Annotated in this window: 23 protein-coding genes; 11 read left to right on the top strand and 12 right to left on the bottom strand. The window is 50.0% G+C overall.

What is annotated here, in order from left to right; translation table 11 throughout:
* Window positions 1-253: 253 nt before the first annotated feature.
* From E2566_RS08940 to E2566_RS08930, 3 genes are all read right to left on the bottom strand, one after another.
* Window positions 254-913 carry a methionine ABC transporter permease gene (locus E2566_RS08940; RefSeq protein WP_107169787.1) on the bottom strand — a complete coding sequence of 220 codons (660 nt, stop codon included), beginning with the start codon at window positions 911-913 and terminating at the stop codon, window positions 254-256.
* Window positions 906-1922: a methionine ABC transporter ATP-binding protein gene (locus E2566_RS08935; RefSeq protein WP_107169788.1), complete on the bottom strand. Its 1017-nt coding sequence runs from the start codon at window positions 1920-1922 to the stop codon at window positions 906-908. The genes E2566_RS08940 and E2566_RS08935 overlap by 8 nt, the downstream gene beginning before the upstream one ends.
* 82 nt (window positions 1923-2004) lie before the next feature.
* Window positions 2005-2850, bottom strand: coding sequence for a MetQ/NlpA family ABC transporter substrate-binding protein (locus E2566_RS08930; protein ID WP_107169789.1), 846 nt, complete (start codon window positions 2848-2850; stop codon window positions 2005-2007).
* A 141-nt stretch (window positions 2851-2991) separates the two neighbouring features.
* Between E2566_RS08930 and E2566_RS08925 the strand changes: the two genes are divergently transcribed.
* The gene (locus tag E2566_RS08925; RefSeq protein ID WP_107169790.1) at window positions 2992-3609 is read left to right on the top strand and encodes a glutathione S-transferase family protein; all 618 of its coding nucleotides are present in this window, start codon (window positions 2992-2994) and stop codon (window positions 3607-3609) included.
* A gap of 31 nt (window positions 3610-3640) precedes the next feature.
* Here E2566_RS08925 and E2566_RS08920 read toward each other — a convergent pair whose 3' ends face one another.
* From E2566_RS08920 to E2566_RS08910, 3 genes are all read right to left on the bottom strand, one after another.
* The gene (locus E2566_RS08920) at window positions 3641-4804 is read right to left on the bottom strand and encodes a PQQ-dependent sugar dehydrogenase (protein WP_107169791.1); all 1164 of its coding nucleotides are present in this window, start codon (window positions 4802-4804) and stop codon (window positions 3641-3643) included.
* A gap of 221 nt (window positions 4805-5025) precedes the next feature.
* Complete coding sequence (locus tag E2566_RS08915; RefSeq protein ID WP_133169868.1) at window positions 5026-5607, bottom strand: ATPase; 582 nt, start codon at window positions 5605-5607, stop codon at window positions 5026-5028.
* Window positions 5595-5849, bottom strand: coding sequence for a hypothetical protein (locus E2566_RS08910; protein WP_133169869.1), 255 nt, complete (start codon window positions 5847-5849; stop codon window positions 5595-5597). The genes E2566_RS08915 and E2566_RS08910 overlap by 13 nt, the downstream gene beginning before the upstream one ends.
* Before the next feature lie 209 nt (window positions 5850-6058).
* On the opposite strand from E2566_RS08910, the gene rimO reads away from it, so the two are divergent.
* Both rimO and sanA read left to right on the top strand, forming a co-directional pair.
* Window positions 6059-7372 (top strand): 30S ribosomal protein S12 methylthiotransferase RimO, encoded by a 1314-nt coding sequence (gene rimO / locus E2566_RS08905; RefSeq protein WP_107169793.1) that lies wholly within the window; start codon window positions 6059-6061, stop codon window positions 7370-7372.
* A gap of 304 nt (window positions 7373-7676) precedes the next feature.
* Window positions 7677-8456: an outer membrane permeability protein SanA gene (gene sanA, locus E2566_RS08900; protein ID WP_107169794.1), complete on the top strand. Its 780-nt coding sequence runs from the start codon at window positions 7677-7679 to the stop codon at window positions 8454-8456.
* Between the two features lie 8 nt (window positions 8457-8464).
* Here sanA and yeiB read toward each other — a convergent pair whose 3' ends face one another.
* The 3 genes from yeiB to E2566_RS08885 all read right to left on the bottom strand — a co-directional run bounded on the left by yeiB (window position 8465) and on the right by E2566_RS08885 (window position 12437).
* Complete coding sequence (gene yeiB, locus E2566_RS08895; RefSeq protein WP_107169795.1) at window positions 8465-9640, bottom strand: DUF418 domain-containing protein YeiB; 1176 nt, start codon at window positions 9638-9640, stop codon at window positions 8465-8467.
* Between the two features lie 139 nt (window positions 9641-9779).
* The gene (gene folE / locus E2566_RS08890) at window positions 9780-10442 is read right to left on the bottom strand and encodes a GTP cyclohydrolase I FolE (RefSeq protein ID WP_005967317.1); all 663 of its coding nucleotides are present in this window, start codon (window positions 10440-10442) and stop codon (window positions 9780-9782) included.
* 306 nt (window positions 10443-10748) lie between these two features.
* Complete coding sequence (locus E2566_RS08885) at window positions 10749-12437, bottom strand: methyl-accepting chemotaxis protein (protein WP_107169796.1); 1689 nt, start codon at window positions 12435-12437, stop codon at window positions 10749-10751.
* On the opposite strand from E2566_RS08885, the gene E2566_RS08880 reads away from it, so the two are divergent.
* From E2566_RS08880 to E2566_RS08855, 6 genes are all read left to right on the top strand, one after another.
* Window positions 12325-12579 (top strand): hypothetical protein, encoded by a 255-nt coding sequence (locus E2566_RS08880; RefSeq protein ID WP_168444494.1) that lies wholly within the window; start codon window positions 12325-12327, stop codon window positions 12577-12579. The genes E2566_RS08885 and E2566_RS08880 overlap by 113 nt on opposite strands.
* A gap of 559 nt (window positions 12580-13138) precedes the next feature.
* A complete protein-coding gene (gene ptrR / locus E2566_RS08875; RefSeq protein WP_107169798.1) occupies window positions 13139-14029 on the top strand; it encodes a putrescine utilization regulator PtrR in 891 nt (296 codons plus the stop codon).
* A gap of 128 nt (window positions 14030-14157) precedes the next feature.
* Complete coding sequence (locus E2566_RS08870) at window positions 14158-15279, top strand: S-(hydroxymethyl)glutathione dehydrogenase/class III alcohol dehydrogenase (protein ID WP_165800656.1); 1122 nt, start codon at window positions 14158-14160, stop codon at window positions 15277-15279.
* Between the two features lie 39 nt (window positions 15280-15318).
* Entirely contained in the window at window positions 15319-16164 is an 846-nt protein-coding gene (gene fghA / locus E2566_RS08865) for an S-formylglutathione hydrolase (RefSeq protein ID WP_107169799.1), read from the top strand.
* Between the two features lie 177 nt (window positions 16165-16341).
* Entirely contained in the window at window positions 16342-16986 is a 645-nt protein-coding gene (locus tag E2566_RS08860) for a glutathione S-transferase family protein (protein WP_107169800.1), read from the top strand.
* Window positions 16987-17206: 220 nt separating this feature from the next.
* Complete coding sequence (locus tag E2566_RS08855) at window positions 17207-17419, top strand: KTSC domain-containing protein (protein ID WP_107169801.1); 213 nt, start codon at window positions 17207-17209, stop codon at window positions 17417-17419.
* A 66-nt stretch (window positions 17420-17485) separates the two neighbouring features.
* Here E2566_RS08855 and E2566_RS08850 read toward each other — a convergent pair whose 3' ends face one another.
* On the bottom strand, window positions 17486-18574 hold the full coding sequence (locus E2566_RS08850) for an oxidoreductase (RefSeq protein ID WP_107169802.1): 1089 nt from the start codon (window positions 18572-18574) through the stop codon (window positions 17486-17488).
* A gap of 265 nt (window positions 18575-18839) precedes the next feature.
* On the opposite strand from E2566_RS08850, the gene E2566_RS08845 reads away from it, so the two are divergent.
* Both E2566_RS08845 and E2566_RS08840 read left to right on the top strand, forming a co-directional pair.
* Entirely contained in the window at window positions 18840-20351 is a 1512-nt protein-coding gene (locus E2566_RS08845) for a sugar ABC transporter ATP-binding protein (protein ID WP_107169803.1), read from the top strand.
* Between the two features lie 71 nt (window positions 20352-20422).
* The gene (locus E2566_RS08840; protein WP_233671778.1) at window positions 20423-21343 is read left to right on the top strand and encodes an ABC transporter permease; all 921 of its coding nucleotides are present in this window, start codon (window positions 20423-20425) and stop codon (window positions 21341-21343) included.
* A gap of 492 nt (window positions 21344-21835) precedes the next feature.
* Here the strand turns inward: E2566_RS08840 and E2566_RS08835 are convergent, their stop codons facing one another.
* A complete protein-coding gene (locus tag E2566_RS08835) occupies window positions 21836-22825 on the bottom strand; it encodes a 2-hydroxyacid dehydrogenase (RefSeq protein ID WP_107169805.1) in 990 nt (329 codons plus the stop codon).
* Between the two features lie 425 nt (window positions 22826-23250).
* Window positions 23251-25374 carry a TonB-dependent receptor gene (locus E2566_RS08830; protein ID WP_107169806.1) on the bottom strand — a complete coding sequence of 708 codons (2124 nt, stop codon included), beginning with the start codon at window positions 25372-25374 and terminating at the stop codon, window positions 23251-23253.
* Window positions 25375-25586: the final 212 nt, after the last annotated feature.

Raw genomic sequence — 25586 nt, 5'->3', positions numbered from 1 at the left:
TCTTAATTTTCAATATGTTTTGAAAACTTTAGTAACATATAAAGGTAACGCGTCATCCCTGAGATGAAAACCGTTCATTCTGTAAAGATAGTCAAAGATATGAAAGCTTCTAAAAAAATGCAGATAAAAAAGGGACTTAGGAAGGAGTAAGGAATATCTGAAAATACAGACGGCGAGGCCATCAAAAAAATAGCAACTGGCACGAGGAACCATAGCCGTTCAATATTGCCTCGTGCCTCGTATGAAAATACCCTCAGCGGCGTTCGCGCTTATCTGCACGTTTTGATAACCAATCACCTAAGGTCTGTACCACCTGCACCAAAATAACCAGCGCAATCACGGTAATCACCATGACCTCAGTTTCGTATCGGTAATAACCGAAACGGATCGCCAAGTCACCCACGCCACCACCGCCGACAATGCCCGCCATCGCTGAATAGCCGATGAGACTTACCAACGTAATTGTCAGGCCACGCAGTAGTCCCGCTTTTGCCTCTGGCAACAGCACAGTGCCGATAATACGCATTGGGCTAGCGCCGAACGCTTCAGCCGCTTCCACGATGCCGGGATCAATTTCACGCAGTGCGCTATCCACCAGACGAGCATAGAATGCGATCGCCGCGACCGACATCGGCACTGCCGCAGCCACTGGACCAATGGTATTGCCCAACAAAATCTGCGTAAGCGGCAGCAGTAGCACCAGCAGAATAACGAAGGGAATAGAACGAATGATATTCACCAACACCGTGCCAAACAGATAGACGGCGCGGTTTTGCCAGAACAGATTCTTGTCCGTAACGTAAATCAGCAGCCCCAGCGGTAAACCACCGATCACGGCAAACAGCGTGGAGATCCCTACCATCTGGAACGTTTCACCGAACGCTGCGACCAGATCAATCCATAAATCAGCCATGTAACACCTCCACATTCGCCGTTCTTATCTGAATATGCTCCACCGCTTGCGCCACTTTTCCAGGATCGGATGGATGGGTCAATAGTGCCACGAGGATACCTAACGCACGGTTACCGATGTATTCGATCTTACCGTGCAGGATATTGACGGATACGCCGAAGCGCGTCGCAACGTCCGACAGCACGGGTTGCTCCGCCGATTCACCAACAAACAGAATCTTCAATAATGTGCCTTGCAAATCCACCAACAAACGTGGCGGCAACGCGAGATCCAGCGTATGGGACACCAGTTGACGCGTAAAGGCGTGCTGCGGCGTAGCAAAGATATCGAAAACATCGCCCTCTTCCACAACCCGACCGCCCGTCATCACCGCTACCCGATCGCAGACGGCCTTAATCACGCTCATCTCATGAGAAATCAGCACGATGGTAATACCCAGTTTCTCATTAATCTCTTTCAGTAACGCCAAAATCGCGGCGGAGGTTTCCAAATCGAGCGCCGAGGTTGGCTCATCACACAGCAAAACTTCGGGATCGTTGGCAATCGCTCTGGCGATGCCCACACGCTGTTTCTGACCACCGCTGAGCTGCGCCGGATACGCTGACGCTTTATCCGCCAGTCCGACCAGATTCAGAATTTCCGGCACGCGCACAGTAATTTCCGCGTTGGATTTCCCGGCGGCTTTCAGGCTGAACGCGACGTTTTCTGTCACGGTACGCGTCTGCATCAAATTAAAATGCTGAAAGATCATACCGATTTTTTGCCGCTGCTCCCGCAACGGCTGCCCCGCTAATTCGCTGATGAGCACATCGTTGATGCGCACACGACCTGACGTCGGACGCTGCAAGAGATTAATGGTTCTCAGCAGGGTACTTTTCCCCGCGCCGCTGGTGCCGACAATGCCGTAAATGTCTCCGCGCTGGATGTGCAGCGATACGTTATCTACCGCACGATTTTCTGGTTGCTTCCCGTGTGAGAAGTCAACGCTTACCTCTTCTAACTGGATCATTATCCGCAAACTCCTGACCAGAGCGGAAAAGAAGAAAGCCGGTCATAGACCGGCCAAATGGTATGTTGTACAACCTGAAGCTTTACTGTGCAGGCGCTGGCGTTTTCGCCTGCATCCACTCAGGCTTTTGGAACTGGCTATACATCAATGCCGGATCGTTGATCACCGCAGCATACGCAGGTGATTCAACAATCGCTTTGGTATCTTTAACAAATGGCTTATCGAGATCGTCAGTACGCACAGCAATAATATTTTTCAGGTTCTCATCCAGCGTTTCCAGCTTGATGGCCGACGACAGTTTCATACCGGATGCCAGCGCAAAATTACCGTTCACCAGCGATGCCGTCACACTATCCAGCGTACGCGGCAGTTGTGCCGCCTCCATCGGTTTGAAAACCAGCCCACGTGGGTTCTCAAGAATATCTTTCTCAGACGCTTTGGTTGGATCGATATCAGCCTTAATCGTAATCAGCCCCATCGATTGCAGGAAACGTAGACCACGCGCCAGATTGGTGGCGTCATTAGAGAGCGTGACCACGTCTCCTTTTTTCAGCTCATCCAGCGATTTGATTTTCTTCGAGTAGAAGCCCATGCTGGCCGTCGGTACGATGATCAGCGGCGAAATTTTTAACCCTTTATCGGCGGCAAATTTTTCTAAATAGAGCGTATGCTGGAAAAGGTTGGCATCGATGCTACCGTTGGCCAACGCCAAATTGGGCTGAACGTAATCACTGAATTCACGCACCACGACCTTGTAGCCTTTTTTCACCAGCTCAGGTTTGATCGCCAGATTCACCATGTCGCCATACGGCCCCGGAGCCACGCCAAAGGTGATCGTCTGCGGATCGCTGTTAGCCATCGCCAACTGCATGCCCGCGGCAAGCAGGGTGATCCCCAGAGCGGCACGAACAGAATGCGTCAATTTCATTGTGTAACTTTCCTGTCTGAATGTAACTTGCTGTCATTATTAAGAATGACAAGTTAAATCATAAAGACTAAAAAGGCATATCATTATTCTCATCGGCGGTCGCGGATAGCCGTGCATGACTTAACGAAGAAAGAGGTAGATATGGTAACGATTTGGGGTCGTGATAATTCGACCAACGTAAAGAAAGTCTTGTGGTGTGCAGAAGAACTTGCGCTGCCTTATCAACATATTGCGGCTGGCGGACAATTTGGTCGTAACCAGGATGCTGATTATCTGACGATGAACCCTAATGGTCTTATCCCCTGCTTGCAGGACGACGAACTAGTACTGTGGGAATCTAATACCATCGTGCGTTATTTAGCAGCGCAATACGGTCAAGATTCGCTGTACTTTGCCGATGCAGGCAAGCGAGCAGGTGCCGAAAAATGGATGGACTGGACGAGTTCGCTTGCGTCTTCTTTCGGTCCGGTGTTCATTAATATGGTACGCATCGCGCCAGAAAAACGCGATATGGCGTTGATACAGAAAGGCATCGTTGAGTGCGAACGGCTGTTCGGTATTGTCGATGCCGTTCTGGCTAATCAGCCGTGGCTATCCGGCGATCGGTTTGGCGTTGGCGATATTCCGCTAGGCTGCGTTGTCTACGGCTGGCTGAATATGCCAATTGAACGGCAGGCACATCCTCATCTGGAACGCTGGTATCAGCAACTCACCGAACGCCCGGCTTATCAAAAACACGTTATGATCCCGCTGTCTTAAGTGAAACAGGCACCGTGAGGTGCCTGATTACTTACTCCAATCCGACTTTCAGCAACTTGCCGTTATCGTGATCGGTCAGCAAATAGAGATAGCCGTCAGGCCCCAACCTTACATCGCGGATGCGTTCACCGCGATCGCCCAGCAAACGCTCTTGTGAGGTGACCTTGTTACCATCAAGCGTCAGGCGAATCAGGTTCTTCTCCGCTAGAGCACCGATGAAAACCGAATTCTTCCATTGAGGAAAACGATCGCTGTTATAGAATGCCATTCCGCTGATGCCCGGTGATTTTTCCCAGTAAAAATCAGGGTTAACCATCCCTGCGATCTCTTTTCCTTTCGCTTCTGGAATTTTCAACCCGGAATAGTTAATGCCGTGTGTCGCAATCGGCCAGCCGTAATTGGCGCCCGCTTTAGGGATGTTGATTTCATCGCCGCCTTTCGGACCATGCTCATTTTCCCACAGTACGCCAGACCACGGATTAATCGCTAACCCCTGTGGATTGCGGTGCCCGTAAGACCAGATCTCCGGCCGTGCGTTAGGCGTATTCACAAACGGGTTATCGGACGGCACCTTGCCATCCGCCGTCAGGCGAACAATCTTGCCTTGTAGCTTATCCAAATCCTGTGCGGTCGGGCGCTCGTTGTTTTCGCCCAGTGCAATAAACAGATGCCCTTGTTGATCAAAGGCCAGTTTGCCGCCGAAATGGTTACCCGTCGACAGCTTCGGTTCCTGACGGAAGAAGACCGTGAAATTTTCTAATCGCTTATTATCTGCGGAAAGTTTGCCATAACCGACAGCGGTGCCTGCTTTACCATCACTTCCTTCTTCGGCAAAACTCAGGTAGATGCGCCGATTTTGCGCGAATTCCGGTGATAGCGCGACTTCCAGTAATCCACCCTGTGATTTCGCAAAAACCTTCGGTACACCCGTTATCGGTGCAGACAGCACGCTGCCCGCTTTCCATAAGCGTAAATTCCCAGCACGTTCTGTAATCAGAATCCCCTGTTCTTCCGGTAAAAACGCTAATGACCATGGGTGATCCAACTTATCCTGCAATTCCGTCACCTTTGGTTCCGCTGCCAATAGCTGGCTGGAAAATAGCAGCGTTGCGCTAAGCAGCCAGTGCGGCGCCACAGAAAATCGTTTTAACACGGTGTGTGAAGCAGAATTACGGGGCATCAAGCAAGCGGGCATAGCGTTGTCTCCATCCAACAAAAGTCCTGTAAATTTAGGTGGCAGGCGATGTTTGTGCAAAAAAACGGAGCAAGGTTTACATTTATTGAAGAAATTCAGAAGGGCCAGACGCTAAAGCAGCGGAAATGAATAAGTTAGATTATCTCGGCTGAATCATCCTGATTTTGTTTTCATCCCACGACGACATCACATTCTTGTACAACCACATAGGCTGCACGTTATCAAACGACTCTTCGACGACATCTAAGGAAGCCATCCGGCGTCACCTCACCAAGAAATGTCAGCGTCGTCGTTGAATTATCGAAAAAGTAAGCACGATGACAGAGCTTAATCATCTCAGAAAGCACTGCCAAGCTACGCTGATAACGACTAAAAATTTTTTCCTCTGGCACACTGTGTCCACCTAATGCAACACGCTGAGTAACTCGCTCCCCGTTGAGTGCTGGGTCTGATGTACAAACGTAGTAGAGGTAGGGTTTATCGCCGTTTTTTCTCGCCAACGTTACAAACTCAAGATGACTTTTGTGACTCATCACTGATTCATAGGTAAAAGAAAGTCGATCGCGAATCCAGTCCTCTCTCAGACCTAAAGAAATCTTCTGCGCCAGTCTGGCAGCAGATTCATCAGGCAACAGCGTCTTATCAATTTTTCCGCTCAGTAATGCCGGTAGATCAATGTGTTTTGCAATATCATCGGGGTTAAGGTATTGCCCCAGAGGAACCGCATACGTTTCTCGCAGTTCTTTCGTCAGTGTCGTTTTACCCGACCCATTCGGGCCTGCAACCAATCTCAAGCTCGGCAAAGTAGTTCCCTAAGCTTGAGAGGCGGCTGACCGTTTACAGGTTTAATTTCCGAGAGCGTGCCATCAGGGGCTTGGCTGACCAGTCGCCCATCCTTGATATAAGCGATTGATACCCCGGAATCTAACGCTTCTTTAATCGCCTGCTTTGAGGCACGGACGCCGACCTGCATCAAGGTTCGATTATCATCAATTTTGCTTTTGCGCTGGTGCTTTCGCACAACTTTAATTCGCTGCATCATCATGCCTCCTGAATCATGGTAATGATGAAAAAGTATACCATAACGTTCTACGCACATTTGTTATTTAGCGCCTCTTTGCGAAGCGCCTTCCACGAAAACGCCCCCCTAATAGCGATAAAATGCTGAGTTTTACACCACTGACTGTAAGGACAATCAACTATGGTGTAGAATCCTCCGGTTTTTATTTTCTGTTTATTTTGTGAGCGAATAATATGCAACAACCACGTATCGGCTTTGTTTCCCTCGGTTGCCCGAAAAACCTCGTCGACTCCGAGAGGATTCTGACCGAACTGCGTACTGAAGGTTATCAGGTCGTGCCACGTTATGACGACGCTGAACTGGTGATCGTCAATACCTGTGGTTTTATTGACAGCGCCGTACAAGAGTCGCTGGAAGCCATCGGCGAAGCGTTGAATGAGAACGGTAAAGTCATCGTAACTGGCTGTTTGGGTGCCAAAGAAAATCAAATACGCGAAGTGCACCCCAAAGTTCTGGAAATTACCGGTCCGCACAGCTATGAGCAAGTGCTGTCACACGTGCATCAATATGTCCCAAAACCGACGCACAATCCGTTTACCAGTTTAGTTCCCGAGCAGGGCGTAAAACTCACGCCGCGTCATTACGCGTACCTGAAAATTTCAGAAGGCTGTAACCACCGTTGTACGTTCTGCATCATTCCTTCTATGCGTGGCGATCTCGATAGCCGTCCAATTGGTTCGGTGCTGGATGAGGCGAAACGTTTGGTTGATGCCGGCGTAAAAGAACTGCTGGTGATTTCTCAGGATACGTCGGCGTACGGTGCAGATGTGAAGCAACGCACTGGCTTTTGGAACGGGCAACCGGTCAAAACCAGCATGGTCAGCCTGTGTGAACAACTGGCGTCGTTAGGCGTGTGGGTGCGTCTGCACTACGTCTACCCTTACCCGCACGTAGACGATGTGATCCCATTAATGGCTGAAGGCAAAATCCTGCCTTATCTGGACATCCCGCTCCAGCACGCCAGTCCGAAAATTCTAAAACTGATGAAACGCCCGGGAGCGGTAGAAAGAACGCTGGAACGCATTAAGCGCTGGCGTGAAATCTGCCCAGACTTAACGCTGCGTTCGACCTTTATTGTCGGCTTCCCTGGCGAAACGGAAGAAGATTTCCAGATGCTGCTCGATTTCCTACAGGAAGCCAAACTCGACCGCGTGGGCTGTTTCAAATTCAGCCCAGTCGAGGGTGCGTCGGCAAATGCATTGCCCGATCAGGTGCCGGAAGACGTTAAAGAAGAACGTTTCCACCGCTTCATGCAATTGCAGCAGGCGATCTCCACCCAACGTTTGCAGGACAAAATTGGTCGTGAAGTGCTGGTGCTGATCGACGAAATCGATGAAGAAGGTGCAATTGGCCGCAGCATGGCCGATGCCCCTGAAATTGACGGCGCAGTTTACCTGAACGGCGAAACTGACGTGAAAGTCGGTGACATCGTCAAAGTAAAAATCGAGCATGCAGACGAATACGATCTGTGGGGTAGCCGAGTTTAACGCGTCCATTACGCCTATACTGATCGTTTAAAGATCGAGATACACGGGGCGACCACAGGGGTGAGGCCTCCCTGCGGGAACCTCCCCCTGTGTTTCCCCTAACAACGGGCTAAGTAACCAGTATTATCCATCACGCCAGCTTTTCTGCCCGAAAGGCTGGCGTTTTATTTTCACACCATCGCCCTCCGAACGCTGAAAATTCAATCAATAAACCACCCGTTTCTCGCCTGCGTCTTGCGTCCCCCTGTCAGGTAAAGTAGCCTTGGGACATGATGAGTCTATTCGCCTTACCCGAGGCATAAGCATGTGGAAACGCCTGACATTCGGTTTGTTAGCCCTCATTGGCGTACTGCTGCTCTCTGCTTTTGCGCTCGATCGCTGGATCAGTTGGAAAACCGCGCCTTTTATTTATGATGAACTTCAGACCTTGCCGAAGCGCCAGGTCGGCGTGGTGCTGGGAACAGCAAAATACTACCGTACCGGCGTGCTCAATCAGTATTACCTATTCCGCATGCAAGGAACGATTAACGCTTATAACAGCGGTAAGGTCAGCTATCTGTTATTAAGTGGTGATAACGCGCTGCAAAGTTATAATGAACCGATGACGATGCGCCGCGATTTGATCTCTGCTGGCGTTCCGCCTTCAGATATTGTGCTGGACTACGCGGGGTTCCGCACGCTGGACTCCATCGTCAGAACGCGCAAAGTATTTGATACCAACGATTTCACCATCATCACCCAGCGTTTTCACTGTGAACGTGCATTATTCATCGCGTTGCACCTCGGCATTCAGGCACAGTGTTACGCCGTGCCTTCCCCCAAAAATATGATGACCGTGCGAATTCGTGAATTTGGTGCGCGTCTGGGCGCACTGTTCGATCTGTATATTCTCAAACGCGAGCCACGTTTTTTAGGACCACAGGTACCGATTCCAGCAGAGCATAAGATTCCAGAAGATGCGCCAGACTACCCTGCCGTTCTGCCGGAACAGGTATTCACTCCACCAGTGAGTCAGGCTAAACCTGACCAACTGATGAGAACTGCACCAGCCCCCAAGCAGCAGGACGAGAAGACCACACCGTAACGTATTCCCTACGCCGTTTTCCCTAGTGCATTGGTGAGTTTACGCCATAACCATTCAAGCGGCCCTTGACGGAAATAACGTAACCAGTAGTGGGAAAAGACCAAATTGACGGCCCAGATAGCAGGAACCAGTGCCAGCAGTTGCAGGCGGCTAAAGGCCATAAACAGGCCCAGTTGGTTAAACAGCGCCACGCAAATCAGCGTCTGCAACAAATAGTTGGTTAACGCCATACGCCCGATATCCGTAATCCAATACGTTATTCGCCATTGACACAGTGTGGCCCAAAAACCATAACACAGCGCAAGATACCCTACCGCCTGCACTGGTGAACTCAGCTCACGCGGAATCTGCAATAACAAGCCGCTCCAGCGATATTCCCAACCCACCAGCCACTGACCCACTACGCCAATACTGTTAATTGCCACGCCCAGCGGAATCAGCCATAGGGCAACCTTGCGATAGTGGGCGGTACTGAACTCACCTTTCAGCCAGCCGCTGCGCATCAATCCGGCCCCCAACAACATCGTTCCCGCTAATACCCAAGCATATTGCATCCCCAACGACAAAAGGCTTTCCGTTAAGAGATCAAAACGATTTTTCCATGCTTCGGGCCCACCTAATGTCCGCCAGTAAGTTTCATAGGTGATATCCGCCACGCTTGGCAACCAGAATCGCCCCGGTTGCAGCGTCAAGATATGGTTCAACACAAACAGGACGACAATTTCCACCATATAGAGAAGCGAGCCCATGATAATGAGTTGTCGACTACTCGTCGCATGACTAATGATGTGGTAACACACCAGCCCGATCAGGGCATAGTCAAACAGAATATCGCCATCCCACAGAAAAATGGCATGAATAAAACCGATGACTAGCAACCAAAATAGCCGTGCGTGTATCCAACGGCATCCCCGAGATAACAGCAGTTGCAACCCGGCACCAAAAAGAAGAGAAAACAGCGTCAGAAATTTCACCTGAGCAAGCAAATCCATCGCGGCCCATGCCAAAGCGTCAGATAACGCAGGCTTTCCCTGCCAGGCGGGATTTAGGTATGCGGCATGGGGCAAACCAAACGCCGTAATATTCAGCAATAAAATGCCTAAAATGGCGACGCCGCGTGCAAAATCCAGCGTAACGATCCGTGAAGAAGCGGAATGTGATGACGATAGTGAATGAGAAGGCATACAAATTACATTTTAAAATCATCGAAGTAGCGATTGTATGCACAAATAGAGAAAAAGCGAAGAGACTTGCTGATTTGGCAGCGCTCCATTTGGCGATGACAGCATGTTATTTGCTTCATCATCGCCAATAAGGGCGAGCTTAATTATGGTGGCGTACCGCGCGTAAAAATTCCTGACGCGTGTTCTGACTGGATTTAAACAACCCGCCGAGCGATGTCGTGGTCGTGGCACTGGTCGCATCTCGAATACCACGCGCCTTCACGCAGTAGTGCACAGCATCAATCGAGACGGCAACGTTGTTTGTTCCCAACAGCGTTTGCAGCGCGACCAAAATCTGCTGCGTCAAACGCTCCTGCACCTGAGGGCGCTGCGAGAAAAATTGGACGATGCGGTTAAGCTTCGATAACCCGATGACGCCATCTTTCGGAATATAGGCGACCGTCGCTTTCCCATCGATCGTCACGAAATGGTGTTCACAGGTGCTGGTCAGCGTGATATCCCGCACGGTAACCATTTCATCGACCTTCATTTTGTTTTCAATGATGGTGATTTTAGGGAAGTTGGCGTAATCCAAACCGGAGAATATTTCATCAACGTACATTTTGGCGATGCGCGTCGGTGTTTCAGCCAGGCTGTCATCGCTCAGATCGAGACTCAACAAATTCATAATTTCCGTCATATGCTCGGCAATACGTTGCTTACGCGTATCCCGATCCAACAACGCCCCGCGCAGCGGCGTTTCCAGACCGCGTGCCAGCAGCGCTTCGTGCACCATAACGGCTTCTTTACTTAGTGATGACATTATTATTCTCCTGCAGGTGTAACTCTATCTATCGAGGTCTTAGTCAGACCCTAGTGCCGTCAACACTCTAGTTGAGAGAGTAACGATTATCCAGCGATTGTATGTCATGATTGTTGAAATAGATTCAAGTTATCAAACACGGCGGATGTGTCTGTGCGCAGTAACGGGGGTCAAAGAATACGTACAGAAAAACGACTATTTAGCGATAAATAAAAAAGCACTGAGAAAATACGCTCAGTGCTTTTAACGATAAATCGCCTGACTTTTGCAGCTGTCACGCTTCCGACGCCGTTTGTCATGACATGATCAGAAGGTTTCCCAGTTGTCGTTAGCGTTGCCTTTCTTACCGCCAGCGGCTGCGGCTGCGAGTAACATCGGCTTCTGCGCAGTTGGCGCTTTCTCTGCCAAACGTTGCTGAGGACGACGATGTCCATCTGTTGCAGACAGTTGGAACACCGATACGGCTTCGGTCAACTGACGAGCCTGATCTTCCAGCGACGCCGCGGCCGCCGCAGATTCCTGTACCAGTGCGGAGTTCTGCTGCGTGACGCCATCCATCTCGGTAACCGCCTGACCAATCTGGGTAATACCGCGGCTCTGTTCATCCGACGCCGAGGCAATTTCCCCCATCAGATCGTTCACACGAGTAATTGCGGAAATGATGGAATCCATCGCTTCACCCGTTTGTGTGACCTGATTTGATCCCATATTGACGCGTTGAACTGATTCTGTAATCAGGCTTTCAATTTCTTTCGCCGCCTGAGCACTGCGCTGTGCCAGATTACGAACTTCACCCGCAACCACCGCAAAACCACGACCTTGTTCACCGGCTCTGGCGGCTTCTACCGCCGCATTCAGCGCCAGAATGTTGGTCTGGAAAGCGATGCCGTTAATCACGCTGGTGATGTCAGCTATTTTCTTCGAACTTGTTGTAATACTCGCCATCGTCGCCATCACATCTGCGGTGACGTCTCCGCCCTTCTTCGCTGCAACGGAGGCCTCCTGCGCCAGCTTCGTCGCCTGATGGACGTTATCGGCATTCTGTTTCACCGTCGCGCTCAATTCTTCCATACTGGCCGCCGTCTGCTCCAGAGCGGCCGCCTGCTGTTCGGTGCGAGCGGACAGGTCGTTGTTACCGCTTTTAATTTCGCTTGAGCCCTGATGAATCGATGCTGAACTGTCGCGGATAATGGAAACGGTATTAACCAGACTTCCCTGCATCTCTTTCAGGTAAGGAATCAGCTGTCCCGCACAGTTGCGACCAAACTCGTCAATCGGGTGGCCAAGCTGTCCGGCAGCCAGCACCTGAAAATACCCTTTGATCATATTCAACGGCTTGACCAGATAGTGAACCAGATAGCGATCCGTCAACAACAGGATGAACAACCCAAGAATCGCAGCACCCAGCAGGATATAGTTACTCCAGTCAACCAGACCGTAGACCTCTCTCATTGACGTCTCTGACGATGAAATAATCGCTGTCTGATATTTATCCATGTTACTGCCAAACGCCACGCTCAACGGCGGGTATGCTGTACGGAAAAGTTGACGGAATTCCTCCTGACGGTTCTCACGCGCAGCGTTCAGCATCGGCGTCAACCCGTTATCCAGCAGGCGAGTCCACGCGGCGATCATGTTGTCTGCCGTTTCTTTATCAACACCGACATGCCCAACCGCTTTAAACGCAGCCAGTTGATCTGACGTATTTTTAAATGCCGTAGTCGCGGACGTAAATACTTTCTCTGCTTCCGCTGTTTCGCCAGTTTGCTGGAAATCCATCGAACGCAACAAACGAGTAACCGTACGAAAATACTGGTCATTGCCTTTTACCAGCATCTCTACGTTCTTACGCTGAGTTTCACCGGATTCCAATAACTTGGTCATGCTGCTTAATGAAGTGGAAGTAAAGAAAGAAGCTCCACCCCATACAATCAGAAACAGCCCCAATATTGTTAAAAGCATTGCCCTGATGGTGATATTTTTTAAAAAGTTCACAGAAAACTCCTATAAATTATCTGGCGATTTTCCTCTGCGCTTTCTGCAACATGGCTGCACATTTTTAATTGGAAATACGCCGGGTGTTACGTCATTTAATGAAGAGCAGAGGCTCTCATTAGTTAGAGTTATTTTCCTTTAATGACAAAAAGATACTCTTCCTTACAATAACGATAAGATGTTCCTACCATTCATCATCATTATCGGCACTTTGGGCAGGCACTTTACGCTTTCGCATCAACAAATGCGATCAAAAAAAAGAATGATGATAGTTTTTGGCTATTGCTTGGTTACAATCATTTACTTATACATTTAACTGTTTATTTTAATTATCTATTTATTTCCCCTCCCTAACTGTTTTATCAGTGGGAAATATGATTTTATTTTTCTGTGATTATTCTTATTTTCTCATTCTGCTCTCTTTCTTAGAAAATATGTCCTTCTTCGCGGCAATCATTGCTTGCGGTGCTATTAATTTAGGCCGCGATCATTTTATCGCTTTCTTCTCTTTCTCCCCCCAGATATTAATCCTGATGATAATTACGGCCGTCATTTTCATCATTCAGGACACATTTCCCTCCGCAGGGTCTGCGTTGTTTTACATCAGCATGGTGTAAGCCAGTTGCGAAATGCATAGCTTACCGCTACACTTCACAAAAAATGAATAATAAGATAATAGTTCATTACAAAAAGAGAAAGACATGGATTTGACCCAGCTCCGTATGTTCTGTCTTGTTGCCGAAACAGGCTCCGTCGCGCGTGCCGCAGAGCAACTTCATCGGGTGCCTTCAAATCTGACTACGCGGCTACGTCAGTTAGAGCTGGAGTTGGGCACCGATCTGTTTATCCGTGAGAAACAGCGTTTGCGTCTGTCGCCGATTGGTCACAATTTTTTATGTTATGCACAACGCATTCTCGCGCTCAGCGAGGAAGCGATTAGCATGACGCGCACTGGCGAGCCCGCGGGTAATTTCGCGTTAGGATCGACAGAAAGCACTGCGGCGACCCGCTTACCCACACTATTAGCGGCTTACCACCAACGTTACCCCAATGTCTCTTTATCTCTGAATACTGGAACATCAGGGGAGATTATCGAGCGTGTGCGGGCGGGAACATTGGCAGCAGCGCTAGTCGATGGTCCTGTTGTCTATGATGAGCTAAATGGGTGTGCATGTTTTACGGAGCGACTCGTGCTGATATCCGACCCTGCGCACTCACCGATTGCCCATGCACGGGATGCCAGCCAGGATACGCTGTTTGCCTTTCGTCCTAGCTGTTCTTACAGAAAGATCCTCGAAAACTGGTTCAAACAAGATGGCGTTGTGCCCGGTACGATCATAGAAATTCACTCATACCATGCCATGCTTGCCTGTGTGGCCAGCGGAGCCGGATTGGCCATACTCCCCTATGCCGTCCTTGAATCACTGCCCGCCGTCGCACGCGTTCAGATACATGAATTACCACCCGACATCGCGGCGGTTTCCACCTGGCTGGTATGGCGGCGTGACGCTTTCGGCCCCAACGTTGAAGCGCTTAAAAAGCTTATCATTGAACAGTGCAGCATGATTGAACCACCCGCTCAGCAGGAATAACACCTTATTTTCCCTGAGCAACCCTTTTTACGAGAGCACATTTCACGAGAGCACAACGCAGCGATGAACCCATGCGTCCTCTCATGCAACTTACAACCCATAACCGTATGCTATTAGGAGTCATCACCATGCAAATGATTAAAACCCGCGCTGCCATCGCCTGGGGGCCAAACCAACCACTGTCGGTTGAAGAAGTGGATCTGATGCCACCGCAGAAAGGTGAAGTGTTGGTGCGCATCGTTGCAACCGGCGTATGCCACACTGATGCCTATACGCTATCCGGCAAAGATCCTGAAGGCGTATTCCCGGCCATCCTGGGCCATGAAGGCGGCGGGATTGTAGAAGCCATTGGTGAAGGTGTAACCAGCGTTGCCGTTGGCGATCACGTTATTCCGCTTTACACCCCGGAATGTGGCGAATGTAAATTCTGCCGTTCAGGGAAAACTAACCTGTGTCAGGCTATCCGCTCTACGCAGGGTAAAGGCCTGATGCCAGACGGCACCACGCGTTTTTCCAAAAATGGCCAACCCATCTTCCACTACATGGGAACCTCCACTTTCGCAGAGCACACCGTCGTGCCTGAAATTTCACTGGCGAAAGTGAATAAAGAAGCGCCGCTGGAAGAAGTCTGCCTACTGGGCTGCGGCGTAACCACCGGTATGGGTGCCGTGCTGAATACCGCCAAAGTTAAACCTGGCGATACGGTTGCGATTTTCGGTCTCGGCGGCATTGGTTTGTCAGCCATTATCGGCGCGCAAATGGCGGGTGCCGGACGCATCATCGGTATCGATCTCAACACCAGCAAATTCGATCTGGCACGCAAACTGGGTGCTACCGACCTGATCAACCCGAAAGATTACGATAAGCCCATTCAGGATGTCATTGTTGAGCTGACTGATGGCGGCGTGGACTTCTCCTTCGAATGTATTGGTAACGTTAACGTCATGCGTTCCGCGTTAGAGTGCTGTCATAAAGGCTGGGGTGAATCCATCATCATCGGTGTCGCTGGCGCAGGCGAAGAGATCGCAACCCGTCCATTCCAACTGGTAACGGGTCGTGTATGGCGCGGTTCTGCTTTTGGTGGGGTGAAAGGACGCAGCCAACTGCCGGGCATTGTCGATCGTTACCTGAAAGGCGAATTCCCGCTGAATGACTTCATCACCCACACCATGGGGCTGGACGACATCAACACCGCATTCGATTTAATGCATGAAGGCAAATCGATTCGCACCGTGATTCATTTCGATTAATCGCGCCACTGTCAGGAATAAAAAGGAGGCTGTACAGCGATGAACGCATCACTGGAACTGCTGGAAGAACACCGTATGTTTGGCGGCTGGCAACAGCGCTACCGCCATGTGTCAGAGGCGCTGAACACCGCAATGACGTTCAGCATTTATCTGCCACCGACACAGGATGACACCCCGCCGCCCGTACTTTACTGGCTGTCTGGGTTAACCTGCAACGACGAGAACTTTACGACGAAAGCTGGCGCACAGCGCGTTGCCGCCGAACTGGGTCTGGTGCTGGTGATGCCGGACACCAGCCCGCGCGGCGATGGCGTAGCAGACGATGCTGGGTACGATCTGGGTCAAGGTGCGGGATTCTATGTGAATGCCACGCAAGCACCTTGGGCGGCACATTATCGGATGTATGACTACATCAGTACGGAATTACCAGCGCTGGTTCAGCAACATTTTAACGTCAATAATCGCCAGTCCATCAGTGGACATTCGATGGGCGGGCACGGCGCACTGATGCTGGCGTTGCGCAACCCTGAGCAATTTTGCTCGGCATCGGCGTTCGCGCCGATCGTTAACCCAAGCCAGGTTCCCTGGGGGCGCAAGGCGCTTACCGCATACCTCGGCGAGGATGAAACGCAGTGGTTGCAGTATGACAGCTGTCATTTGCTGGCAAATAGCCAGAAGACGCTGCCAATACTGGTCGATCAGGGCGATTGCGATCAGTTCCTGCCCGACCAATTACAACCAGCGAAACTGGAAGAATTGGCAAGCCAGTACGCATGGCCGCTCACGCTGCGGACACAGTCCGGCTATGATCACAGCTATTTCTTCATCGCCAGTTTCATCGAAGATCACCTGCGCTTCCACGCTCAGTATCTGTTTGAAGAATAGTTGTTCGCACGATAGCTGTGCGAATAATGGTGCTATGCTTATCTCGTTGAGAACCGCGCTCAGGTACACTCTGAGCGCGGTTTCTCTTCGCTGTTAGAACGCAATCGCAAAAAAATACGATCACACACCTGCCCCGTGCTGAATGACGGAACCAAGATAAACAAAAAGGAGAAATGGATGATACGCGTTCATCACCTCGAAAAATCCCGTTCGACTCGTGTCACCTGGCTGCTAGAAGAGCTGGGTGTTGACTATGAAATTGTTCGCTACACGCGCGACCCAAAAACGTTTAGCGCTCCGGCCGCCCTCAAACAGGTTCACCCGCTAGGGAAATCGCCAGTGATTACCGATGGCGAACTGACGGTTGCCGAATCTGGAGCCATTGTGGAATACCTGATTGAGACTTACGGCAACGGTAAGCTCCGTCCACAGAGCGGGCAAGCGTTGCTGGATTATCGCTTCTGGCTGCATTTTGCTGAAGGTTCGCTTATGCCACTGCTGGTGATGCGTTTGGTGTTGGCGAAGACAGAGTCCGCACCGATGCCGTTCTTCATTCGGCCCATAGCACGCAAAATTGTACAAAGTATTGAGCAGGCCTTTATTGTTCCACGTCTCACCACGCAACTTCAGTTCATCGAACAACATTTGAGTAAACAAGACTGGTTTGCCGGTGAGTCGTTCAGCGGTGCTGATATACAAATGGCAGTACCGCTGGTTTTGGCGAAGACGCGTTTGGATTTCAGCCGTTACCCACATATCAAGCAGTACATTGAGCGAATAGAAAACCAGCCAAGTTTTCAGCAGGCACTCGCTCAAGATTAACGATACGATCGAGACATCGTCTCACTGGCGATGAATGACAAACCGCGCGATGAGCGGCGAAGCAAGAATTCTGTGAGCGTTTACTGATTATTGATGATCTAATAACGATATGCTGCTGTTTAACCCCGATATATTCCAAGCTATAACACAATGTGGTTATAAAGTTCTAAAGATGGTATATCGTCAGGACGCGGTATTGATACGTTGGGAGTGATTAATTTTGCAGAGAAAACGAGTTTCATCAACAGAGTTGTTTTCAGTCGGATACGATGCAGAAAAAAGTCAGTTAGAAGTCGAATTACTCAATGGGAGCATCTATCTCTACAGCGGCGTAGCACGCATGATTTATGAAGAGTTAATGGCAAGCAAAACGAAGTACCGCTACTACGTCAGCTATATCAAAAATTCATTCGCCTACGAGAAAACACAGTAGTTTTTAAAGATACAGAATAGTCTTTAAGAGCGGAGATGACTCTCCGCCTCTTCTCTTCCCATTAGGCTATGCTTCGGTAGCATCAACGGTAGTAAACGCCGCCAGCAAGACCTCTTCATTTAGCGCCAATGGCAGATAGTGGATAGACTCCCCCGTTTGCAAAGTACGGGCAATCACGGCCTGAAGCGCAGCGCGGTCGTGAATATCTACATCCAATTCAGCCAGCGATGTCGGCAAACCAAAAACGTTGAATGCCGCCTTCAACTGGCGCAACGTTTCGCGATCGCCCAACAAGGCAGTCTGCACCAGAATGCCATAGGCTACTTTGGTACCATGCAGGAAACGTTCAGTTTGCGGCAACACTGTCAGGCCGTTATGAACCGCATGCGCCGCCGCTACGCGGGTATATCGCTCACCCAATCCGCCAACCATCCCGCCCCCGGCAATGATCGCATCCACCACATCCAGAAAATCCTGCGTCAACTCGCCACGCTTGACGGCTTCTAATGCCGCTGCACTTTGTTGCAACAATACATTGCGAATATCCAGCGCAGTCTGTAAACCAAGACGGACAGAAAGCGGTAGCGTTTCAGGTTGGGGGCTGAGAACGACAGCCTCATACCACTTCGCCAGCGTATCTCCGACCCCAGCCAGCAGATACTCTACCGGAGCGGCTAGCATAATCCGCGGTTCAACCAGCACCAGATGGTTGGCATCGGTGAAAATTTCAAAGCGTAATGCCTGCCCGGCATCATTATACCAAACGGACAGCGGCGTCCAGGCCGCACAGGTTGCCGCAATGGTAGGAATCGCCACCAGCGGTACGCCGATATGGCGCGCAGCAACCTTCGCGGTATCCAGCACCGCCCCGCCGCCGACGCCAATGACGACCTGACATGCCTCGCCTGCCTGCGCGACCAGTTTTGCCACTTCCCCCTCGCTGCAATGCGCGCCAAACTGAACGCGTCGGGCTGAAGGCGCATCGAACTCAGCGGGTAAATAAGGTCGCGCCGCGGCGATAGCCCGCTCACCGTAGATCCACAGTGCGTTTTTCAATACCTCTGGCGGATAAAACTCCAGCAATTTATCGATCGCGCCAGAGAAAGAGAAGTAGTTGGCGGGCCCCACCTGAACGCGAACGGTTGTTGTGTGCATGTTTGACTATTCCTCGCCGCGCTCTCTTTTGAGCACGGCTCTATTTTATGTTTGCCTGGTAGATGAATCTTCTGCGCTACCCTGTTGATAACGTCATCTTATTCACTTAATTACGGCAGATTAAGAACTTTTTTTCTTAATTTATGCCTTTTCGTTCATAGCCAACATCTTTCAAAGACATGAAGCTGTATTAAATTCTCCGGGATATATGCTACCTTTCTTTTCCGTTATTTCATGACTTTGATCGCCAAGAGCGTTACCGACCATGATGCCTACCCCCCAAAGCCGGCTGGAAATGCGCAACATTTCCATCTCCTTTTCTGGTTTCCACGCCCTCAAACAGGTTAATTTCACTCTGGAAGGGGGATCGATTCATGCCCTGACTGGTGCAAATGGTGCGGGTAAATCCACGCTCATGACGATTTTGTCGGGTGCTTACAATCATTATCAAGGCGATATTCTGATTAACGGCAAACCCGTCGATGTCCATTCGCCACGTGATGCCAAGCGGTACGGTATTCATCTGGTGCAGCAAGAAGTCGATGTCGCGCTGGTTCCCACGCTGTCCGTAGCGGAAAACATTATGCTGGATACGCTAGCGCAGGACGGGCATCTGCTGAGCTGGTCGCAGATATACCGTCAGGCGCAGACGCTGCTCGATCAGCTTGGCGTTCACCTTAATGTTCGTCAACGGCTGGATGCCTGCTCGCTGGCTGAGAAACAGCAAATCCTGCTCGCCCGCGCGTTATCCCACGAATGCCGCTTCCTGATTTTAGATGAACCCACCGCCCCATTGGATCAAGCGGAAAGCGCGCGCCTCTTTCAGGTGGTTCGCCGGTTACAGGCAGAGGGAATGGGTATCGTGTTTATTTCCCACCGTATCCATGAGTTGAGTGAAATCTGCGATACATTGACCGTTCTGCGGGACGGTGAGTTTGTCAGCAGCGGCACGATGCAGGGGCTGAGCGGTGAGGAAATTGTAGAAAGAATGCTGGGGCATCGACTTGACGATATCTTCCCACCGCGCCGCGCCACACCTTCAGGCGACGCGCTGCTTCAGGTCACCGGTTTGCACGACGAAACGCGGCTGCACAATATTTCACTCACGCTGCGCAAAGGGGAAATTCTGGGTATTGCCGGGCTGGCGGGTGCGGGTAAAACCGAGTTGTGTAAAGCGCTGTTCGGCGCAGAACCCTGCCAGATCGTACAGGGAGAATATCGCGGTAAACCCTGGAAGCCGCATTCGCCCCATCAGTCCGTAGAGCAAGGTCTGGCGCTGGTTCCGGAAGAACGGCGTAAAGAAGGCATTTTTATTGATGAATCCGTCACCATGAATCTCAGCATCACCGCCACCGACAGCTTTTCTCGCTGGGGTCTATTCAGCCGAGGCAAAGCGTTGCGCTGGGCGAAAGAGATCGTTGAACAGCTTGCCGTTCGCACCACAGGCCCGGCGCAAAAGCTGGCGCGCCTATCGGGTGGCAACCAGCAAAAAGTGGCCATCGGCAAATGGCTACGGAGCGAAGCACAGGTTCTGATTTTTGATGAACCCACCAAAGGCGTGGATATCAAGGCCAAACAGGATCTGTTCACGCTGATTGACAACCTCGCCCGTCAGGGCAAAGGCATTATTTATGCGTCAGGCGAGTTCTCCGAACTTGTCGGACTCTGCGATCGCATCTGCGTACTATGGGATGGCAGAATTGTCGCAGAGTTGAACGCTGCTGACATTGACGAAGAAACTCTACTTTTATATTCAACTGGAGGAACTCCCGCGTGAGTCACCCACTTTCATCTAACGGGGCGCTCCCCTTCCGTCACCACGTTTTCGAGTTTCTCTATAAGTGGGGCATGCTGATCACGGTTGTCGCGTTGATTGCCCTCTTCGGGCTGGCATCGGACAACTTTCTCGATCCGTATAACATCATCAATATTCTGCGTTCTATCGCCATTGTTACGGTGATTGCGATTGGCGTCTCTATCTCGCTCTCCGTAGGTGGATTCGATCTTTCCGTGGGGTCGACAGCGTCACTGGCCAATGCACTGGTTATTTCACTCTTTGTCTGGCATGGATTCGGCACCACTGGCGCGATTATTCTGACGCTCCTGCTATGTACGCTGGTCGGGCTATTCAACGCCTTTCTCATCGTTGTGCTAAAAATTCCCGATATGCTAGCGACACTCGCCAGCCTGTTCGTCATTCAAGGCGTGGCGATGACATATAGTTATGGCGGCTCCATCACGCAGAACATGGTGTTGCCCAGCGGCGAAATGGCGGAAGGCATCATTCCCGAATTCTTTGCCACACTGGGCCAAGTGCCAGTCATTGTTGTCATCATGCTGGCAGTGACGGTGCTGGTGCAGCTCTATCTGTCCCTTACCAAGCATGGTCGCAGGATGTACGCGATTGGCGGCAACCCGGAAGCCGCTCGACTAGCGGGCATTCGTACTGCGCGTTATCGAGTACAGGCATATGTGTTCTCCTCACTACTCGCGGCGCTGGGCGGTATTCTACTCGCATCACGCATCGGCTCTTCACAGGTCAATGCTGGCGGCGGCTATTTAATGGATGCGGTTGCCGCAGCCTACATCGGGTTCTCGCTAGCCGGTTCCGGCAAACCGAATGCGCTGGGTACGCTACTCGGAGCCGTCATCCTTGGCGTCTTACAGAATGGACTGGTGATGCTCTCCGTTCCTTATTACGCCATGGATATCATCAAAGGTCTGGTTCTGGCGCTCGCGCTGGCAATGACGTATATCCAGAAACGCTGATACTGCTCGCATCCGCCCCTTTCACCCGAATGTGGGCGGATGCACAATCCACTCCGCCCTTGATCTACTCAGTTTTTCCACAGAACATATCACCGTACTCATGCTATTACGTTATGTACGGTCATTATTATTAATAATTAACTACCCCCATTAAAAATAAGAATAATCACAGAAATAGCCTGAATAATTCTATTTTAAGGAAGATGAAAAGCGGAGATAGGCGATTGAGTCTTTTTCATTTAATCCCGAACCACCGAGGTAAGTAAGTGATTCGGGTAGTGAACGCCGCCAATGAGCAGCTCACTTGCAGTGGAACGAGAATAATAACGTTTTACTTTACGTCCTGTACGTAACAGTTTCATTCTTTATGGGTATAGCGCGAATGAGACACTCTATGAAACATTAAATTTTGATAAACAGTTAAATTTGATGAATATCATATTCCCGCTGCCGGGCAATATTCCCTCATACCCGGCTGAATCAAGTTATCGCTTATTTGTACCCATTCTGCTGAACATACTCATCTATATTTTCAATCGTCTTTTCCATCAACAGTTGCAGCGATGAGGCTGACGTCCAGGAAATATGTGGTGTAATCAGAAGATTAGGCAGAGTTTTGGCCGCCACCATCAGGGGATTCTCTTTTTCCGGCGGCTCTTGTGTCAGGCAGTCCAACGCGGCACCGGCAATGCTGCGCTCGAGCAATGCAGCAGCTAATGCGTTCTCATCAATCAGCCCACCTCTGGCGGTGTTAATAATAAACGCAGTTGGCTTACACAGCGCAAGCGTCTCCGAATTGATCAGATGCTGCGTGCTCGCATTTAGCGGACAGTTGAGTGAAATGACATCAGCCAGACGCAGGACATCCTCAAACGGTAAATACCCGGCTCGACACTGCGAGACGCCTCTATGTTCGGCAAAAATCACCTTCATTCCCAGCGCCTGCGCCAGACGAGCCACTTCCTGCCCAATCGTACCTGCACCAATGATGCCCAACGTGGAACCCGCAATGTCCTTGACCGGATGATCAAAATAAGCAAATTGCGACTGGCTGGCCCAGCGATCGCTCAGTTGATCGCGATACCAGGCCATAAGGCTATGTTTCAGCGCGAACATCATGGCAATCACGTGTTCAGACACGGCTTGCGTAGAATAGCCCGGTACATTTTTGACCGTAATACCCAGCTCTTTGGCGGCAGCAAGATCGATATTGTCGGTTCCTGTTGCCGTCACGGCAATCAGCTTCAGCGCAGGTAACGCAACTAAGGTATCCCGCGTTAATAGTGCTTTATTCGTGATGATAACGTGAGTATCTTTCGCTCGGGCGATAACTTGTTCAGGAGAGGTATAGCTATATTCAATCCATTCATGGCGGCATTGTGGACGCCTAAAACTTGTCTTTTTTAGGAAAATGGTTTCCGGCAGTGAGCCTTTATCCAAAAAGGTAATTTTTAACATCATCGTGCCCTGGTTGCTATTCATACACTGATTAACGATTTCAGATATCAAGAACTCCGCAATCGGTAATCACGACAGGTATTCTCATACAAAACTAATGAATTAAATTCTCTGTATGACACAGAACAACGAACGTATTAATAACGTTACATCACCTATCTCATCGAAAATCCATCACTCCGTAACGTGAAGCGTAGTCAGCATTAAAGCAATTAACAATACCTAATATAATGAATTTCGCGCATCGACATTGTTATCGGCGATATTCAGAAATATCACAAAAAATAGGTCGGTAAACCATAATCGAAATAGAAAAGATAAATGGGCAGTGAAAAGTGGGCAGAATTAGCGTAAGAGAAATGAAGCAGAAATGTGGACGAGGGTGTCTAAAGATACAACATGTTAACACCCCGAAACGAATGAACATCCGTTTCGGGGAAAGATGACAATCAGAAGGTTACGTTGACTGACATCCAGTAGTTACGGCCTGGCATAACATAGCCTGTCGTAAAGGAACTGCTCCCAAAGTAATCACCGGCATAATACGTGTTACGGCCCGATGTATAGCGCTGTACCTGAGAGAAATCCTTGTCCAGCAGATTATTCACTGTACCGTTCAGCGTAACATCTTTCGTGACTTTATATGACGTACCCAGATTCACCACCGTCCAGGATTTCAGGTCAGCGCCACGCGCGTCATATACCAGCTTTTGAGCGTCATTCAAATTCGCATAATTGTTGGTAAAACGAGGCGTACTCGCTCGGTATTCTGCCGCCAACCAGCTATTCCACTGCTCATCGATCTGCCAGTTTAAGCGAGCATTCGCCATATGCTTAGCGGTCGTGGTCAACGCCGCGCCTGGGTTGTTCCCACCGATTTGTTCGCTATGCGTATAGGTGTAGTTCAACGCAAGGGTGACATCTGGCACGAATACCGGGAAGGACGTTGCCAGTTCTACACCTTGAGTTCTGGCCTTGCCAATGTTGCGATATGTCCCGATTGAGCTATTACTGATCTCAACCGAATCAATGGCATTTTTATAATGGTTGACGAATCCGGTAATATTCGCCTTCACATTAGCCGCGTTCTCGTAATACACACCCGTTTCAAAATTGGTGCTCTCTTCTGGCTTAAGATTCGGGTTACCAATGGTACTCGTTGTTCCATTCCCGCCAATACCGCTCACGCCGTTATGCAATTGCGCCAAAGAAGGGGTTTTGTAACCGGTACTCACGCCACCTTTTACCGTCCAGTCATCTGCAACATTCCATACCAGATAGGCACGCGGGCTCAGGTGACCACCAAAGCTATCGTGTTTCTCATAGCGGGCACCGAGCGTCAGAGATAGTGGTTCAAGTAACTGCCAATCATCTTCCGCATACAGCGACCAGCTTTTTTGTTCGAACGTCTCGCCACTGTTTGCCAGCACAATCCCATCTTTAAGGCGTGCGTCCCAGAACTGTCCACCGACAGTTAACAAATGATCGTCCCCTACTGGCGACACCAGCATTGTATCAAAGATCGTATTAGTATTTTTCAGTTCGCGGTCGCGACCTGAAAGCGTTGCGTTGGCAGGAATCAACACACGTGGTGTCAGCAGACGTCCCTTGTTCTCGGTCATGGTATATGACAGGTTTGAGCTCCAGCGACCAAATGACAGATCGGTATCATGCCCTATCGCCAGCTTATTACGCTCAAAACGCAACTCATCGCGATAACCGCCGCCAGTAACCCCAATAGGTCCTAATTGGCTATAGCTATTATCGTAAGTCTGGCGAGATACATCACCGTCAACCCACAGGGTATTCACATCGCTGGTTTTAAAGCTCAGCTTCCCACCGACATTGTAGTTATCAGTCTTGGTCGGGAAAGGTATGCGAGTATCACCACCATTGCTGTTCAATGAGGTCACACTAGAAGCCTGACGATGCTCAACATTACCGCGCAATGCCAAACTAAATTGGTCATTCACCAACGGGCCGGAGGTATAGAACCCCAGCGTGGAGCTGTCACCCCACTTGCGGTGTTCTTGCACCGTATGCGACAGGTTAACGCTGCCACGCCACTGCTTGCTGTCTTTCTTGGTGATAATGTTGACCACACCACCAATCGCATCAGAACCATACAGCGTCGACATCGGCCCGCGAATCACTTCAATACGCTCAATGGCAGACAATGGCGGCATCACCGCCGTATTCATGGTGTCAAAGCCATTCGGCGTCGCATCGCCACTGGCATTCTGACGCACACCATCAATCAGGATCAGGGTGTAACTACTAGGCATACCGCGGATACTGATGTCCAAGCCGCCGGTTTTACCCGTTCCGCTACGTACATCAACGCCTTCTACACCGCTTAACGCTTCTCCCAGATCGTGATAACTTTTTTGAGAGAGCTCTTCTTCGCTGACGACAGAGATGGAAGCTGGCGCATTCGTCAATTTTTTCTCATAACCGCTCGCGGTGACAACCAGAACATCATTGTTATCTGCCGCCATTGCTGCGTTTGCTGCGGTTGCCGCTAGTGCCAGAGCCACTGCATTTTTGAGATTAATCAGAGAATTTCCTTTCATGATTCCTCGTTATTTTATTGAATTTTTTTGCGAAAAATAGTGTAAAGGAATGCATAAAAACGTAAATGATAATTATTAGCGTTTTTAATTTCGTTTAACTCCCGTTTATAAATGTCGATTTTCGCAGTGAGAACTCACTTAATTGAAAGAATAGAAAATAATCAGGATGGCGCAGGCAGCAACAAAGACATTCAAAATATTTGATACAAAAA

Source organism: Pectobacterium punjabense (genome assembly GCF_012427845.1).
GTDB classification, from domain to species: domain Bacteria; phylum Pseudomonadota; class Gammaproteobacteria; order Enterobacterales; family Enterobacteriaceae; genus Pectobacterium; species Pectobacterium punjabense.
Note: the sequence above shows the minus strand (reverse complement) of the source record. Positions and strands in the feature narration are given on the sequence as shown.

What these genes read in the sequence shown, in the direction of transcription:
- E2566_RS08940 (WP_107169787.1), bottom strand. Translation starts at nt 913, where the DNA reads ATGGCTGATTTATGGATTGATCTGGTCGCAGCGTTCGGTGAAACGTTC.
- E2566_RS08935 (WP_107169788.1), bottom strand. Translation starts at nt 1,922, where the DNA reads ATGATCCAGTTAGAAGAGGTAAGCGTTGACTTCTCACACGGGAAGCAA.
- E2566_RS08930 (WP_107169789.1), bottom strand. Translation starts at nt 2,850, where the DNA reads ATGAAATTGACGCATTCTGTTCGTGCCGCTCTGGGGATCACCCTGCTT.
- E2566_RS08925 (WP_107169790.1), top strand. Translation starts at nt 2,992, where the DNA reads ATGGTAACGATTTGGGGTCGTGATAATTCGACCAACGTAAAGAAAGTC.
- E2566_RS08920 (WP_107169791.1), bottom strand. Translation starts at nt 4,804, where the DNA reads ATGCCCGCTTGCTTGATGCCCCGTAATTCTGCTTCACACACCGTGTTA.
- E2566_RS08910 (WP_133169869.1), bottom strand. Translation starts at nt 5,849, where the DNA reads ATGATGATGCAGCGAATTAAAGTTGTGCGAAAGCACCAGCGCAAAAGC.
- rimO (WP_107169793.1), top strand. Translation starts at nt 6,059, where the DNA reads ATGCAACAACCACGTATCGGCTTTGTTTCCCTCGGTTGCCCGAAAAAC.
- sanA (WP_107169794.1), top strand. Translation starts at nt 7,677, where the DNA reads ATGTGGAAACGCCTGACATTCGGTTTGTTAGCCCTCATTGGCGTACTG.
- yeiB (WP_107169795.1), bottom strand. Translation starts at nt 9,640, where the DNA reads ATGCCTTCTCATTCACTATCGTCATCACATTCCGCTTCTTCACGGATC.
- folE (WP_005967317.1), bottom strand. Translation starts at nt 10,442, where the DNA reads ATGTCATCACTAAGTAAAGAAGCCGTTATGGTGCACGAAGCGCTGCTG.
- E2566_RS08880 (WP_168444494.1), top strand. Translation starts at nt 12,325, where the DNA reads ATGCTGCTTAATGAAGTGGAAGTAAAGAAAGAAGCTCCACCCCATACA.
- ptrR (WP_107169798.1), top strand. Translation starts at nt 13,139, where the DNA reads ATGGATTTGACCCAGCTCCGTATGTTCTGTCTTGTTGCCGAAACAGGC.
- E2566_RS08870 (WP_165800656.1), top strand. Translation starts at nt 14,158, where the DNA reads ATGCAAATGATTAAAACCCGCGCTGCCATCGCCTGGGGGCCAAACCAA.
- fghA (WP_107169799.1), top strand. Translation starts at nt 15,319, where the DNA reads ATGAACGCATCACTGGAACTGCTGGAAGAACACCGTATGTTTGGCGGC.
- E2566_RS08860 (WP_107169800.1), top strand. Translation starts at nt 16,342, where the DNA reads ATGATACGCGTTCATCACCTCGAAAAATCCCGTTCGACTCGTGTCACC.
- E2566_RS08850 (WP_107169802.1), bottom strand. Translation starts at nt 18,574, where the DNA reads ATGCACACAACAACCGTTCGCGTTCAGGTGGGGCCCGCCAACTACTTC.
- E2566_RS08845 (WP_107169803.1), top strand. Translation starts at nt 18,840, where the DNA reads ATGATGCCTACCCCCCAAAGCCGGCTGGAAATGCGCAACATTTCCATC.
- E2566_RS08840 (WP_233671778.1), top strand. Translation starts at nt 20,423, where the DNA reads ATGCTGATCACGGTTGTCGCGTTGATTGCCCTCTTCGGGCTGGCATCG.
- E2566_RS08835 (WP_107169805.1), bottom strand. Translation starts at nt 22,825, where the DNA reads ATGAATAGCAACCAGGGCACGATGATGTTAAAAATTACCTTTTTGGAT.
- E2566_RS08830 (WP_107169806.1), bottom strand. Translation starts at nt 25,374, where the DNA reads ATGAAAGGAAATTCTCTGATTAATCTCAAAAATGCAGTGGCTCTGGCA.